This is a genomic window from Phenylobacterium terrae, assembly GCF_042681205.1.
Lineage (GTDB): Bacteria > Pseudomonadota > Alphaproteobacteria > Caulobacterales > Caulobacteraceae > Phenylobacterium > Phenylobacterium terrae.
Window position 1 is genome coordinate 2,530,277 of the sequence record NZ_JBHUEY010000001.1, and the last position, 14,463, is coordinate 2,544,739.

The window sequence follows — 14,463 nt, forward strand, 5'->3', positions numbered from 1 at the left end:
ACGGACTGCGGGAAACGCGACGCCGGCCACCGGGAGGAAGAGATGCTTGGGCTGATGCAGGACTGGCCGCTGACGGTCGACAAGATCCTCGACCACGCCAAGGCCTGGCACGGGGGGCGCGAGATCGTCAGCCGCTCCGCCGAGGGGCCGATCGTCCGGACCACCTACGCCGAGGCGCACGTGCGGGCCAAGCGGCTGTCGAACGCCCTCAAAGGCATGGGGGTAGGCGTCGGCGACCGGGTCGCGACCCTGGCCTGGAACACCGCCCGGCACCTGGAGACCTGGTACGGGATCATGGGCATCGGCGCGGTCTGCCATACGCTCAACCCGCGCCTGTTCGCCGAGCAGCTCTGCTACATCATCAACCACGCCGAGGATAAGGTCCTCTTCACCGACCTGACCTTCCTGCCGATCCTTGCGCAGCACCGCGACCAGCTGCCGAGCGTGAAGCACTGGGTGGTGATGACCGACCGCGAGGGGATGAAGGGCGTCGACTTCCCGGGCGCCCTCTGCTTCGAGGACCTGATCGAGCAGAACAGCGCCGACTGCGTCTGGGGCGGCTTCGACGAGAACACCGCCGCGGGCCTCTGCTACACCTCCGGCACGACGGGCAACCCCAAGGGGGTGCTCTACTCCCACCGCTCCAATTTCCTGCACACCCTGGTGACCATGGGCGTCGACGTGCTGGCCATCTCGGCCAAGGACGTGGTGCTGCCGGTGGTGCCGATGTTCCACGCCAACGCCTGGGGGATCGCCTTCTCCGCGCCGGCCGCGGGCGCCAAGCTGGTGATGCCGGGCCAGAAGCTGGACGGCGCTTCGGTGCACGAGCTGCTGGAGAGCGAGGGCGTGACCTTCTCGGCCGCGGTCCCGACCGTCTGGCAGATGCTGCTCGCCCACCTGCGCGAGACCAACGGCAAGCTGACGACGCTGAAGCGGGTGGTGATCGGCGGCTCGGCGGTGCCGGAGGCGATCGTCCGCGGCTTCCGCGACGAGTTCGGCGTCGAGGTGACCCACGCCTGGGGCATGACCGAGACCAGCCCGCTCGGCACCCAGTCGACCCCCAACGCCGCCATCGCCGCCATGCCGCCCGAGGAGCAGCTGCGCTACCGGCTCAAGCAGGGCCGCCCGCCGGTCACCGTCGAACTCAAGCTGGTGGACGACGAGAACAAGCGGCTGCCGCATGACGGGACGACCTTCGGCAAGCTGAAGGTGAAGGGCCCGTTCGTGGTGCGCGAGTACTTCCGCGGCGACGGCGGCGAGATCCTCGACCCGGAGGGCTTCTTCGACACCGGCGACGTCTCGACCATCGACGAGCACGGCTTCATGCAGATCACCGACCGGGCCAAGGACGTGATCAAGTCGGGCGGCGAGTGGATCAGCTCCATCGAGATCGAGAACCTGGCGGCCGGCCACCCCAAGGCGATCCTCGCCGCGGTGATCGGCGTCGCCCATCCCAAATGGGACGAGCGGCCCCTGCTGCTGGTCAAGCTGAAGGACGGCGAGAGCGCCACCAAGCAGGAGTTCCTCGACTACCTGGAGGGCAAGATCGCCAAGTGGTGGATGCCCGACGACGTGGTGTTCGTCGACGAGATCCCGCTGGGCGCCACGGGCAAGATCGACAAGAAGGTGATCCGTCAGAAGTTCGAGGACTACGTCCTGCCCACCGCCCAGCCGGTGAAAGCCTAGGGGAGCGGCGCCATGGCCTCCGACGTCCAGACCGTCCTGCGTCAGGTTCCCGAGGCCCGCCCGCGCAACCGGGGCCGGCGGCCGAACCTGAAGCTCGTCCGGCGCGGCCTGAACCTGGCCATCGTGCTGGCGCTCGGGCCCTCCATCCTGATGGCGGTCGCCGGCGCCGGCGTCTGGGCCGGGCTGATGGACTGGACCGAGGGCTTTGCGGCCTTCGCCGCCTGGGCGTCACCGCGGCTGGCGCTGGCCACGGTCGGGGTCGGCGTGCTCGCCCTGATGGCGGCCATCGTCGCCGACTTCGACCGCCTGTGGCTGCGGGCGCTGATGGCGCTGAGCATCAGCGCCACGACCATCGCCGGCTACGTCTGGAGCCAGGCCGCGCCGCCACCTGAGGCGGGGGCCGTTGAGAGACCTGGGCTGGCGGCTGAGAAATAAGCCGCTCGTCCCGGCCTTCGCCGAGATGAGCGGGGAGGGGGCGGGCAGGGAGGTCGCTAGGCCGGCCGGTACTCGCCGTCGATGGCCGGTTCGCCGTCGGTGACCAGCTTGCCCTGGCGGACCAGGTCGATCATGTGGCCGAAGACCGAGCGGGCGGCGGCCGGGTGCAGGCGCGGGTCGACGTCGGCGTAGAGCACCGGGACCATGTCCTTGATGCGGGCGTAGCCGTCGCGCACCGCCTTCTCGACCTGGGCCTCGCGCGCCCGGCGGTGGGCGATGTAGGCGTCGATGAAGGGGGTGACGTCCCGGACCGGCGGGCCATGGGTCGGCCACAGGGTGGCGAAATTGCGCGACCGGATCAGGTCCAGGCTGCGGAAGTAGTCGCTCATGTCCCCGTCCGGCGGGGTGATCACCGTCGTCGACCAGCCCATGATGTGGTCGCCGGTGAAGCAGGCGTTCTCTTCCTTCAGCGCGTAGCAGATGTGGTTGGAGGTGTGGCCCGGGGTGGCGATGGCCTCCATCGTCCAGCCCTTGCCCTCGATCACCTGGCCGCCGCCGCAAAGACTGATGTCGGGCGCGAAGCCGAGGTCGTGGCCGGCCTCCGTCCGCACCTTGGAATCGTCGGCGACGACCTTGTCCTCCACCGCGCAGCCGTAGATCGGCGCGCCGGTCTTCTCCTTCAGCGGCCCGGCGAGCGGGGAGTGGTCGGAGTGGTGGTGGGTGATCAGGATGTGGGTCACCCGCTCGCCCTCGACGGCCGCAAGGATCGCCTCCAGGTGCTCGGGCTGGTCGGGGCCCGGGTCGATCACGGCGACCTCGTCGCGGCCGACGATGTAGGTGCCGGTGCCGGTGAAGGTGAACGGGCCGGGGTTGTTGGCGACCACCCGCCGGATGAGCGGGGAGACCTGGTCGCAGCGGCCGTATTCGAACTGGATGTCGCGCACGTAGGGGATCATGGCGCGGACCCTAGGACGCGGCCCGGGTCTTGCCTAGCACCTGTGCAACACCCTCTCGGGAGGCGCTCTTGCTGGCCGATGCGGCGATATTTGTCTCGAAACGGCTCCAGAGGGCCTGTTTCGCGCTGATCTGTCTCGTTTGGCTCCAGCTCGCCCTGGCCGCGTGCGAGCCGCCGGCGGCGAGCGCCCAGCGCATCGCGCTCCCGCCCGGCTAGGCATCCGTTCGCGCTCTCCTTCGGGGGGAGGAGGGCGCTGGCGTGGCGCGGTTGATCGCGCCTGCCGTCGGCGCGTCGGCGAGCCGCCTTACGGCAGGCGGCCGCCGGCGCGTCCGATTCGCGCCTACAGCACGTTGGAGAGGTCGTAGCCGGCTTCGGCGCCGAGCCGCCGCAGCTCGTCGCGGTCGCGCGCGCCCGCCTGCGCCTGGCCCACCGCCCAGGTGACGATCGAGCGGGTGCCCGAGCGGCAGTAGGCCAGCACCGGCCCATCGGCGGTCTCCAGCAGGCGGCGCTCGCCCTCGATCTGCTCGGGGGTCGGCATGCCGCGCACGGGGATGTGGACATAGGCCAGACCCGCGGCGGCGGCGGCGGCCTCGATCTCGCGGCTGGTCGGCTGGCCCGGCTCCTCGCCGTCGGGGCGGTTGTTGACGATGGTTCGGAAGCCCTGCCGCGCAGCCTCCTCGACGTCGTCCACGGTTATCTGAGGACTGACGGAAAGCTGATCGGTCACGCGTCGGAACTGGGCCATGTCGCTGGTTCGCCGGAGGAAACGGGAGGGTTCGTTGACATCATCGGGGGCGGATGAAAGTTTCGCAACGCCCGGGCCCCGGAAAGGCCCTTCGCCGCGAGCCCTAGATGTTGCGTTTCATCGGCCGCCGCCTGCTGGTGGCCATACCGACCCTCTTCCTGGTCGTCACCGTCGCCTTCTTCATGATGCGCGCGGCGCCCGGCTCGCCGTTCGACCTCGACCGGAAGCTGTCGCCGGAGATCGAGCAGAACGTGAAGGCCAAGTACGGCCTCGATAAGCCGCTGCACGAGCAGTACGTGAACTATCTCGCGGACGCGGTCCGCGGCGATTTCGGCCCGTCGCTGAAGTACCGCGACAAGACGGTGCTGCAGATCCTGAAGGAGAACTACCCGGTCAGCCTGAGGATCGGCGGCTACGCCATCATCCTGGCCTCGATCATCGGGGTGGCGCTGGGCGTGCTGGCGGCGCTGCGGCAAAACCGCCCGGCGGACTACGGGGTGATGACGGTGGCCATACTGGGGGTCTGCATCCCCACCTTCGTCACCGCCCCGGTGCTGATCCTGTTCTTCGCCTCCAAGCTGCAGCTGCTGCCGAACGGGGGCTGGAACAACGGGGCCATCCAGAACCTGATCCTGCCGGTGATCGTGCTGGCGCTGCCGCAGATCGCCATCATCTCGCGCCTGACCCGGGCCGGCATGGTCGAGGTGCTGCATTCCAACTACGTCCGCACCGCCCGGGCCAAGGGCCTGCCGGAGCACCGGATCGTCACCAAGCACGCCCTGCGCGCGGCCCTGCTGCCGCTGGTGAGCTACCTCGGCCCGGCCTGCGCCGGCCTGCTGACCGGTTCGCTGGTGGTGGAGCAGATCTTCAACCTGCCGGGCCTGGGCAAGTTCTTCGTCATCTCGGCCATGCAGCGCGACTACACGGTGGTGATGGGCATGGTGATCTTCTACGCCGCCCTGATCCTCGTCCTGAACCTGATCGCCGACCTGCTCTATGCGGCCCTCGACCCGCGGGTGAAGCTCGCATGACCAGCACCGTCTTCACCCCCGGCTCGCGCGCCGGCGCCGAGCTCATGGAACGCGCCGTCAAGGGCCGCAGCCTGTGGGACGACGCCCGCCGCCGGCTGATGCGCAACAAGGCCGCGGTCACCGGCATGGTGGTGCTGGGGCTGCTGGTCCTGGCCGCCGCCTTCGGCCCGCTGTTCGTGCCCTTCACCTACGACCAGGTGAACAAGCCGGACGTCTGGTCGCCGCCGCTGACCAACGGCCACCTGATGGGCGCCGACGCGCTCGGCCGCGACGTCCTGGCCCGGCTGCTGATCGGTCTGCGCGTCTCGCTGGCCATCGGCTTCGTGGCCACCTTCGTCTCGCTGATCATCGGCGTGGCCTGGGGCGCGATCGCCGGCTATGTCGGCGGCCGGCTGGACGAGGCGATGATGCGCATCGTCGACGTGCTCTACTCGCTGCCCTTCATCTTCTTCGTCATCCTGCTGATGGTCACCTTCGGCCGGAACTTCATCCTGATCTTCGTGGCCATCGGCGCCGTCGAGTGGCTGACCATGAGCCGGATCGTGCGCGGCCAGACGCTGTCGCTGAAGCAGAAGGAGTTCATCGAGGCCGCGCGGGCCGCCGGCCTGTCGCAAGGGGCGATCATCCGCCGCCACGTCGTGCCCAACCTGCTGGGCCCCGTGGTGGTCTATGTGACGCTGACCATCCCGGCGGTGATCCTGGCCGAGAGCTTCCTGAGCTTCCTCGGGCTGGGCGTGCAGCCGCCGATGGCCTCGCTCGGCACGCTGATCTCGCAGGGCGCCCTGGAGATGGAGCTGGCGCCCTGGCTGTTGATCTTCCCGTCGCTGACGATGGTGCTGACGCTGCTGTGCTTCAACTTCATCGGCGACGGCCTTCGGGACGCGATCGACCCGAAGGACCGCTGAGGCCTTACTTCACTCGTCGTGCGCGGACCGCCCGCTGACCGTCGAGGTTCATGAAGAAGCTGCCGAGGGCGGCCTTGCGGATCTCCGCCTTGGAGCCGGCCTTCGGCTTCTTCAGCAGCGATTCGTTGTCGATCTGCTCCCACACCGCGCCGTCGGTCAGCACGACGACCCACTTGGCGTTGGCGTTCTGGTAGGCGCGGTCCACCTCGGCTGTGATTCGGTCGGCCTCTTCGGGGCGGCCGGTGCGGTCGAAGATCGACAGCGACGGCAGGCTGAAGCCGAAGGCCTGGCGGCGGGCCGCCTGCGCCTGGGCGCGGCTGACCACCACCACCTCGCCGCTCTGCTCGGCCTCCATGAGCTGGGCCGCGGCGGCGTCGAAGCAGGCCAGCCGCTGGGTCGAATCGGCGATCGTCCGGCAGGCCGCCACGGCCTCGAGCTGCGCCGCCCGGGGGGCCTCGTCAGTGCGCGCTTGCGCCGCGGCGACGGCCGGGGCCGCCAGCGCCAGAACCGCCGCCAGCTTCAAGCCGCTTCGAAAGTGTGGCATCGGTGCCCCCCATGAAGTTCGCGTTGCGCATCAAAGACCTCGGCCGCGCCGTCGGCAAACTGGCCGCAACAGGCCTTGCAGTGGCAGCTTTGAGCGCCTGTTCGCAAGAGGTCTCTCGCCCGCCGTGCCCCGCAGGCGAGGTCTGCCTGGTGATCGGCAACGGCCCCGAGCCGATCTCGCTCGACCCGCACAAGATCAACGGCATCTGGGAATCGCGCCTGCTGTCGGACACGCTCGTCGGTCTCACCGAGGACGCTCCGGACGGGTCGCCGGTGCCCGGCATGGCCGAGCGCTGGGAGACGTCCGCCGACGGCCTGACCTGGCGATTCTACCTGCGCGACGCCACCTGGTCCGACGGCGTGCCGGTGACCGCCGACGACTTCGTCTTCTCGCTGCGGCGGATCCTCGATCCGAAGACGGCGTCGGAGTACGCGAGCCTGCTCTACTTCATCAAAGGCGCGCAGCCGGTGAACGAGGGCAAGGCCGCGCCCGACACGCTTGGCGTCCGGGCCGTGACCCCCAAGATCCTCGAGATCTCCCTGGAGCGTCCGGCCCCCTACCTGCCGGAGATCGCCAAGCACCAGACCATGCAGCCGGTGCCCAAGCACATGGTCGAGAAGTACGGCGACCAGTGGACCCGGCCGGACCGCTACGTCTCCAACGGCCCCTACGTGATCAAGGAGTGGCGGCTGGGCGACTACGTGCGGTCGGTGAAGAACCCCCGGTTCTTCGACGCCGACAGCGTCTGCGTGGACCAGGTCTACTACTTCCCGACCACCGATGCGGTGGCCGCCGAGCGGCGGGTGCGGCGAGGCGAGCTCGACCTCAACACCACCATCCAGTCGAATCGGACCGCCTTCCTGCGGCAGGAAATCCCGGAGTGGGTGCACACCGAGACCTACCTGACGGTGGCCTACCTGGCGTTCAACTCCGATTTCCCGGCCTTCAAGGACCCGCGCGTGCGGCGGGCCCTGAACATGTCGATCGACCGCGAGTTCATCGCCGAGAAGATCCTGCGCGCGGGCCAGAAGCCGGCCTACACCTTCGTGCCGCCGGGCGTGGCCAACTACTCGCCCGCGACCCCGCCCGAGTGGGCCTCCTGGCCGCTCGAAAAGCGCCAGGCCGAGGCGCGGCGCCTGCTGGCCGAGGCCGGCTACGGCCCCGGCGGGCGCGAGCTGACCTTCGAGATCAAGCACCGCGGCAGCACCGAGATCCCGCTGCAGATGGCCGCCATCCAGGCCGACTGGAAGGCGATCGGCGTCGACGCCAAGCTGGTGCAGAACGAGACCCAGATCGCCTACGCCGCCTACCGGGCGCGGGACTTCGACGTGGCCGACGCCGGCTGGGTGGCCGACTACAACGACCCGATGAGCTTCCTATACCTGATGCGGTCGGACACCGGGCCGCAGAACTACGGCGACTACAGCAACCCGGTGTACGACGAGCTGCTCAACAAGGCCGACCGCGAGCCCGACATCGCCAGGCGGGCGGAATACCTGCGCCAGGCCGAAACCATCCTGCTCGCCGACGACAACGTGGTGCCCACCACCTTCGGCGTGAGCCGCAACCTGGTGAACCCCAAGATCACCGGCTGGGTGGACAACATCGTCGACCGCCATCCGACACGTTACCTGTGCGTTAAGGGCGAAAAGGGCCGCTAGCGGGCAACAATCGTGCGCGGGCAAGCTCTGGGGCGGCAATCTGTGACCAGAAAGCGACAGCTTGGCGCCAAGAGCATTACGCGGCCGTAATCCTCGTTGACCCCTCGGGGGTAACCTCCGTAACTCCGCCGTAACCGCGGCCAATCTCGGCCCGGGTTCGACCTTTTTACTGTGGGGAGCGGGCATCGCCGCCTTCTGGGCCTGGCGGACCGCTGGAGGATCACGACCTTGAGAACGACATCCAATCGCGGGCGCCTGCTGGCGTCGTCGATGCTGATGGGCGCGATGGCTGCGGCGCTCGCGGCCGCGCCGGCGTCGGCCCAGGACACCGCCACCGAAGTCGGCGAACTCGTCGTCACCGGTTCGCGCATCGTCCGTCCGAACCTGGACTCGCCGACCCCGGTGACCGTCGCCACGACCGAGCGCCTGGAAAACCAAGGCATGGAGAACATCTCCGACGCCCTGGTGACCCTGCCGCAGTTCGCCCCCTCGTTCGGCGGCGCGCGGACCCAGTCGACCTTCTCGGGCACCGCCTCCTCGGGCCTGAACGTCGTCAACCTGCGTAACCTGGGCTCGTCCCGTTCGCTGGTGCTGATCAACGGCCGCCGCGCGCCGTCGGGCACCATCTTCTCGAACGCCGTCGACCTGAACACCATCCCGTCGGCGAACATCTCGCGCATCGACATCATGACGGGCGGCGCCTCGGCCGTGTACGGCGCCGACGCCGTGTCGGGCGTGGTGAACATCATCACCGACAAGGAATTCGAGGGCTTCGAGGCCGGCTTCTCCTACGGCGCCGCGCTCGAGCACCACGACAACATCAACCCGACGGCCTTCGCCCGCTTCGGGGCCAACTTCGACCGCGGCCACGCCGGCGTGACGGTCCAGTACGACTACCAAGGGCTGGTCAGCTGCCGCGACCGCTTCCTCTGCGCCGAGGACTTCGCCTGGTCGCCGCCGGCCGCTCCGCGCCGCGATCCCGGCGTCCGCTCGGGCGTGCCGCTCACGGGCCGCTACTTCGTCGAAGGCGCTCCGGCGTCCAGCTACACCTACGTCGGCGGCGCCGTGGTGCCGTTCACCGTCGCTGCGCACGGCTACAACCGTAACGCCACCCGCACCCTGGCCATCCCCACCGAGCGGATCATGGTCGCGGCCGACGCCGACTTCGAGCTCACCGAAGGCCTGAACGCCTTCGTCGAGATCAACTACGGCTCGTCGGAAACCGATGGCCCCTTCGAGGCCCACCCGTTCTCGTCGGACACCGACCTAGTGTCGGGCGTGCTCGAGCCCTCGATCCCCTCCAACTATCCGTTCTTCCCGGCTGAGCTCGCCGCCCTGGTGGCCGCCGCCGGCGACGACGAAATCACCTGGTGGCAGCGTTTCGAGGGCCTCGGCGCCCGCGGTTCGCACAACCTGCGTCAGACGACCCGCCTCGTGGCCGGCGTCGAAGGCGACTTCGACACCCTGTTCGGCTTCGGCAGCGACTGGCGCTACGAAGCGTCCTACGTCTGGGGCCGTACGACCCTCGACGCCGTGACCGAGGGCCTTGTCGCCCGTGACGCGCTCTATCACGGCCTGCGGGTCGAACCGACGGCTCCGGGCGCCACCACTTATCAGTGCGTCGATGCGGTGGCCCGGGCTCAAGGCTGTATCCCGATCAATCCGTTCGACGGCTACAATGACGCCGAGCGCGCCTACCTGGTGCGCAGCGGCGGCATCCGCTCGGCCTCGCAGATCGAGAACGCCCTGGCCTTCCTGTCGGGCTCGCTCTTCGAACTGCCCGCCGGTCCGTTCCAGGCCACCCTCGGCGTCGAGTCCCGCCGCATCACGGCCTACGAGGACTACTCGACCGACATCAACCTGGGCCTGACCACCGGCAACCAGATCAGCGACTCGGACGAGACCACGTTCACCACGGACGAAATCTTCACCGAAGTCGTCGTGCCGATCCTGCGCGACATGCCGTTCGCGAACGAGCTGACCTTCGAAGGCGCCTACCGCTGGTCGGACGCCAACATCGGCGGCAAGTACGAGACCTGGAAGTACGGCCTGCAGTGGGCCCCGATCGAAGGCCTGCGCTTCCGCGCGATGCAGAACCGGGCCGTCCGCGCCCCGGTGCTCGGCGAAGTGACCGGCATCAGCCAGACCTTCGGCGTCGTCGACGACCCCTGCATCCTGTGGGGCCAGGAAAGCGACGCGACCCTGCGCGCCAACTGCCAGGCCGCGGGCGTGCCCGCCAACTACGATCCGCCGCTGACCGTCATCCAGGGCGTCACCGGCTTCGTCGGCGGCAACCCGGACCTGATGCCGGAAGTGGCCGACACCCTGACCTACGGCTTCGTGCTGCAGGCCGGCCAGTTCGACTTCGTGCCGGAAATCTTCGGTGACCTGACGATCACCGTCGACCGCTTCGAGATCGAGATGGAAGGCCTGATCAACACGATCGGCCGCCAGAACATCGCGCAGCTCTGCTACACGACCCCGACCGGTCAGCGCGAAATCTTCTGTAACGCCATCACCCGCGGCACCGACCCGGCCGTTCCGGGCGCGAACTATGTCCTGACGGCGGTCGACGACCAGCTGCAGAACATCGCCTCGCTCGAGCTCTCGGGTGTCGACCTGGAAGTGAACTGGGGCTTCGACTGGGGCCAGATGTTCTCCGGCGCCGACAACTGGGGCCGGTTCAGCATCAACTCGGTGTGGACCTTCTACGACAAGGTCAAGCAGGTTCCGCTGCCCGGTCAGGATCCGATCGACTTCCTCGGCGCCGCCGGCGGCTCGACCTCGGACCAGGGCTGGCTCGAAACCCAGGGCAACACCACCTTCACCTGGCAGATGGGCAACTGGAAGACCTCGTGGGTCGCCCGCTACATCGGCGAAGCCAAGAGCGCCCCGGAGGACCTGTTCAACAACGTCGTGGACATCGACGATCACTGGTACCACGACATCAGCCTGCGGGTTGCGGTCACCGACCAGGTCGAGGCCTACGGCGGCATCACCAACCTGTTCGACCAGGAGCCGCCGTTCTTCCCGACCAGCCAGTCGGGCACCCAGGCTCTGGACACCATCCCGGCCTACTACGACGTCATGGGCCGTTCGGCCTTCGTCGGGGTCAAGGTCCGCTTCTAGGACCCGGCCTACAGCCAACTACGAAGAGCGGCGGAGCAATCCGCCGCTCTTTTCGTATGCGCGCGAACGCCTCTAGTTTGCCGAAGTGAGCGAAAACTCCTCCAAGGGCGGCGCCTGGTCCCGGCGGGCCACCGTTTCGGGACTCCTGGCCGTCGGCGGCTGCGCCATCCAGCCGGAGGCGATGGTCAACCTCGTCCAGGCGCCGCCGTCGGAGCAACCGCCCGCGCCGTCGGCCGAGGGCCAGATTCTCGAGACGGCCTTCGACGCCACCACGCGCATGACCGTGCCGGTCCGGCTGGACGGCCACGGTCCGCTCGAGTTCGTCGTCGACACCGGCGCGAACGTCTCGGTCGTGGCCATCGAAGTGGCCCAGCAGCTGGGCCTGCCGAACATCGGCCAGGCCCTGGTGCACGGCATCGCCGGCTCACAGCTCACCGACCTCACGCGCGTGAAGAGGCTGAGCGTCGGCGCGGTGTCCGAGGACATACCGAGAATGCCGATGATGCCGCGCGGCCGGCTGGGCGCCGACGGCCTGCTCGGCATGGACGTGCTGCGCGGCCGCAGGCTGATCATGGACTACAAGCGCCGGCAGCTGGACATCTCCCGTTCGGCGCCCCGGACGGGCGCCATGCCGGTGTTCAGCCTGTCGGGCGTGCGGCAGGGGCGCGATCCGGTGTTCGTGGTGCCGGCCCGCATCCGCTTCGGTCAGCTGATCATCGTCGATGCGGAGATCGCTGGGGTGAAGGTCGTCGCCTTCCTGGACTCCGGCTCCCAGAACACCGTCGGCAACGGGGCCCTGAAGTCTGCGGTGGCGAGCCGCCACACCGGCTTCGCCGAGCGGCTGTTCAAGGCGCCGCTGATCAGCGCCACGGGCCAGACGGCGATCGGCGAGATCGCCTCCATGCCGCCGCTGCGGCTGGGCGGGCTGCTGGTCGGCAACATGAGCATCGCCTTCGCCGACCTGCACATCTTCGACCTGTGGGAGCTGACCGACCGGCCGGCGCTGCTGGTCGGGGCCGACGTGCTGCGCCAGTTCAACAGCGTCGAGATCGACTACGGCCGGCGGCTGGTCACCTTCCGCCCGCCGGCCGAGTACATGTCGCGCCGCGTGCGCTGACCGGGCCTACCGCACCGGCGTCGGGGACAGCACCAGCGCGCGGCCCTGGGCCATGCGGGCGCGGGCGATTTCGTCCAGCACCGCCTCGGCGCGGGGATCGCCCATCAGCCAGGCGGCGGCGGCCAGCGTCCGGGCGGAGGCGGCGCTGACGCCCAGAAGCTGCTCCAGGGCCTCGAACGGAGAAGCCTGCGGGCTCATCCGCTTCAGCCGCACGTCGCCCTCCAGGCCGGCCAGGGCCTTGGCCTTCTCCACCGCCTGGTAGAAGCCTCCGACCTCGTCCACCAGGCCCAGCTCGCGGGCCTGGGCGCCGGTCCAGACGCGGCCGCGGGCGATCTCGCGGACCCGCTCCACCGGCAGCTTCCGCCCCGTGGCGACGCGGGCGACGAAGTTCTCGTAGATCTGGTCCATCCAGCGGCCGAAGGCGGCCTCGTCCTCGGGGCCGAAGCCCTGGCCGAGGCTGTAGGCGTCGGCGTAGGCGCCGCCGACGCTGGTCTGCCGAAGGTCGATCCCGAACCGCTCCAGCGCCGGTCCGAGCGCCAGCTTGCCGCCGTAGACGCCGATGGAGCCGGTCAGCGTGGTCGGCTGGGCGATGATCGAGGAGGCCTCGGTGGCGATCCAATAGCCGCCGGAGGCTGCGTAGGTCCCCATGCTCACCACCACCGGCTTCTTGGCCGCCTTGGCGGCGCGGACCGCGGCGGCGATCTGCTCGGAGGCCGTGTCGGAGCCGCCCGGCGAGTTCACGCGCAGGACGATCGCCTTCACGTCGTCATCCTCCACCGCCTCATAGATCGCGTCGGCGATCTCGTCGGCGTAGATGGTGGAGCCGCCGGTGAGCGGATTGCCGACGCCGTTCTCGCCGGTGACGATCGGCCCTTCGCCCTCGACCACGGCGATGGCCTGGCCGGTCTCGTTGCGCCGCCGGCCCTGGTGCAGATAGTCCTCGAAGTCGACCAGCTTGGCCGCATCGCCGGCCTTGGCGAGCAGCGCCTTCTCGGCCTCGCGCACCTGTCCGACCTTGTCGATCAGCCCCTGCCGCTGAGCCTCCTCGGCGAGATAGGGGCCGGCCTCCAGCGCCTTCTGCAGCGCCGCCGGGTCCTTCTTGCGGTCGAGCGCGGCGGTGACCACGGCGCTGCGGTAGATGGAGCCCATCCACGACAGCTGCGCCTCGCGATGCTCGGGGGTGTAGTCGCTGTAGAGGTACTGGTTGACCGCGTTCTTGTACTCCTGGCGCTGCTCGAAGTCGGCCTCGATGCCGTACTTGTCGAACGCCCGCTTCAGGAAGACGTCCTCGGTGGCCAGGCCCGTGACCTGCAGCGAGGCGGCCGGCTGCATCCAGAACTCGTCGGCCGCGGAGCCGAGCATGTAGGTCGAGGTGACGACGCCCGCCGGGTAGATGCCCTGGCTGTGGGCGATCACCGGCTTACCGGCGGCGCGGAAGCGCTTCAGGGCCAGGCGCAGCTCGTCGGCCGACGCCGGCGCGATGCCGGTCTCCGGCAGCCGCACCAGCACGCCCTTCACACGCCCGTCGGTCTCGGCCCGGCGCAGACTCTCGATCACGCTCATCACCGACATCGACCGGCGGCCGAGGGAGATCAGCGGGTTCTGCGCGTCCTGGTCGGTGAGCCCGTTGCGCAGGTCCAGCTCCAGCACCGCCTGAGCCGGCAGCGGCTCGGGCCGCGCCGCCGAGGCGGCCATCATCACCAGCAGCACGGGCACGCCGATGACAAAGATGACCAGGCCCGCGAACACGCCGGCCATGGTGATGAGGAACTGCTTCATGGGTGTACTGGGCCGCCCCGGGGCAAAGGATCGCAGTTTCGTATATCGGCCGTCGGCGGGAGCAAGGGAAGGGCCGCTGTTCGGCTCACCTCGAAGAGGGCGAGGACGCCGGTCGAGGTACTATGGGGCCCGCCAGCCGGCGGACCGATCCGGTCGGGATCCGGATCAAACAATTGGTCGGAGTGGCAGGATTCGAACCTGCGACCCCCGCGTCCCGAACACGGTGCTCTACCAGACTGAGCTACACTCCGACTTGGGAGGGCGCCTTATAGAGGAGCGACTCAGGGCTCGCAAGCAGCCTCGGGGCGTTGCATCGGCGCAGGCCTTGCGCTATCTCGACGCCTCGCCGCGGGGGGACCCTCCGCCGCCGTTCCTGCTGGGGAATGGTGTAATGGTAACACAGCGGTTTTTGGTACCGTTATTCTAGGTTCGAGTCCTAGTTCCCCAGCCACTCTCGTCCGAGGCATCCCGAGCGG

General features: G+C 69.1%; 11 protein-coding genes and 2 tRNA genes. 8 read left to right on the top strand and 5 right to left on the bottom strand.

The window, feature by feature from the left end:
- Positions 1-42 precede the first annotated feature (42 nt).
- Together ACFSC0_RS12690 and ACFSC0_RS12695 are read left to right on the top strand one after the other, a co-directional pair.
- Positions 43-1,686, top strand: a complete 1,644-nt coding sequence (locus ACFSC0_RS12690; protein ID WP_377283791.1) for a long-chain-fatty-acid--CoA ligase — start codon at positions 43-45, stop codon at positions 1,684-1,686.
- Positions 1,687-1,698: 12 nt separating this feature from the next.
- Positions 1,699-2,121, top strand: coding sequence for a hypothetical protein (locus ACFSC0_RS12695; RefSeq protein WP_377283790.1), 423 nt, complete (start codon positions 1,699-1,701; stop codon positions 2,119-2,121).
- Between the two features lie 56 nt (positions 2,122-2,177).
- Here ACFSC0_RS12695 and ACFSC0_RS12700 read toward each other — a convergent pair whose 3' ends face one another.
- Positions 2,178-3,077, bottom strand: coding sequence for an MBL fold metallo-hydrolase (locus ACFSC0_RS12700; protein WP_377283789.1), 900 nt, complete (start codon positions 3,075-3,077; stop codon positions 2,178-2,180).
- Positions 3,078-3,416: 339 nt separating this feature from the next.
- Positions 3,417-3,821, bottom strand: coding sequence for a TIGR01244 family sulfur transferase (locus tag ACFSC0_RS12705; RefSeq protein ID WP_377283788.1), 405 nt, complete (start codon positions 3,819-3,821; stop codon positions 3,417-3,419).
- 107 nt (positions 3,822-3,928) lie between these two features.
- Here ACFSC0_RS12705 and oppB point away from each other — a divergent pair, with 107 nt between their 5' ends.
- Positions 3,929-4,852: an oligopeptide ABC transporter permease OppB gene (gene oppB / locus ACFSC0_RS12710; RefSeq protein WP_377283787.1), complete on the top strand. Its 924-nt coding sequence runs from the start codon at positions 3,929-3,931 to the stop codon at positions 4,850-4,852.
- Entirely contained in the window at positions 4,849-5,757 is a 909-nt protein-coding gene (locus tag ACFSC0_RS12715) for an ABC transporter permease (protein ID WP_377283786.1), read from the top strand. The genes oppB and ACFSC0_RS12715 overlap by 4 nt, the downstream gene beginning before the upstream one ends.
- A 4-nt stretch (positions 5,758-5,761) precedes the next feature.
- Here the strand turns inward: ACFSC0_RS12715 and ACFSC0_RS12720 are convergent, their stop codons facing one another.
- Positions 5,762-6,280 (bottom strand): hypothetical protein, encoded by a 519-nt coding sequence (locus tag ACFSC0_RS12720; RefSeq protein WP_377355154.1) that lies wholly within the window; start codon positions 6,278-6,280, stop codon positions 5,762-5,764.
- A gap of 170 nt (positions 6,281-6,450) precedes the next feature.
- On the opposite strand from ACFSC0_RS12720, the gene ACFSC0_RS12725 reads away from it, so the two are divergent.
- The 3 genes from ACFSC0_RS12725 to ACFSC0_RS12735 all read left to right on the top strand — a co-directional run bounded on the left by ACFSC0_RS12725 (position 6,451) and on the right by ACFSC0_RS12735 (position 12,208).
- Positions 6,451-7,962 (top strand): peptide ABC transporter substrate-binding protein, encoded by a 1,512-nt coding sequence (locus tag ACFSC0_RS12725; protein ID WP_377283784.1) that lies wholly within the window; start codon positions 6,451-6,453, stop codon positions 7,960-7,962.
- 228 nt (positions 7,963-8,190) lie between these two features.
- A complete protein-coding gene (locus tag ACFSC0_RS12730) occupies positions 8,191-11,091 on the top strand; it encodes a TonB-dependent receptor domain-containing protein (RefSeq protein WP_377283783.1) in 2,901 nt (966 codons plus the stop codon).
- A gap of 85 nt (positions 11,092-11,176) precedes the next feature.
- Complete coding sequence (locus tag ACFSC0_RS12735; RefSeq protein WP_377283782.1) at positions 11,177-12,208, top strand: aspartyl protease family protein; 1,032 nt, start codon at positions 11,177-11,179, stop codon at positions 12,206-12,208.
- A 6-nt stretch (positions 12,209-12,214) separates the two neighbouring features.
- On the opposite strand, the gene sppA is transcribed toward ACFSC0_RS12735, so the two are convergent.
- Together sppA and ACFSC0_RS12745 are read right to left on the bottom strand one after the other, a co-directional pair.
- Complete coding sequence (gene sppA, locus ACFSC0_RS12740) at positions 12,215-13,987, bottom strand: signal peptide peptidase SppA (RefSeq protein WP_377283781.1); 1,773 nt, start codon at positions 13,985-13,987, stop codon at positions 12,215-12,217.
- 174 nt (positions 13,988-14,161) lie between these two features.
- A tRNA-Pro gene (locus ACFSC0_RS12745) sits at positions 14,162-14,238 on the bottom strand.
- A gap of 126 nt (positions 14,239-14,364) precedes the next feature.
- Between ACFSC0_RS12745 and ACFSC0_RS12750 the strand changes: the two genes are divergently transcribed.
- A tRNA-Gln gene (locus ACFSC0_RS12750) sits at positions 14,365-14,438 on the top strand.
- The last annotated feature ends 25 nt before the right edge of the window (positions 14,439-14,463 follow it).

Bases quoted from the DNA above. Each gene is read 5' to 3' on its own strand.
- ACFSC0_RS12700 (WP_377283789.1), bottom strand. From the start codon at position 3,077: ATGATCCCCTACGTGCGCGACATCCAGTTCGAATACGGCCGCTGCGAC.
- ACFSC0_RS12705 (WP_377283788.1), bottom strand. From the start codon at position 3,821: ATGGCCCAGTTCCGACGCGTGACCGATCAGCTTTCCGTCAGTCCTCAG.
- ACFSC0_RS12690 (WP_377283791.1), top strand. From the start codon at position 43: ATGCTTGGGCTGATGCAGGACTGGCCGCTGACGGTCGACAAGATCCTC.
- ACFSC0_RS12715 (WP_377283786.1), top strand. From the start codon at position 4,849: ATGACCAGCACCGTCTTCACCCCCGGCTCGCGCGCCGGCGCCGAGCTC.
- ACFSC0_RS12695 (WP_377283790.1), top strand. From the start codon at position 1,699: ATGGCCTCCGACGTCCAGACCGTCCTGCGTCAGGTTCCCGAGGCCCGC.
- oppB (WP_377283787.1), top strand. From the start codon at position 3,929: ATGTTGCGTTTCATCGGCCGCCGCCTGCTGGTGGCCATACCGACCCTC.
- sppA (WP_377283781.1), bottom strand. From the start codon at position 13,987: ATGAAGCAGTTCCTCATCACCATGGCCGGCGTGTTCGCGGGCCTGGTC.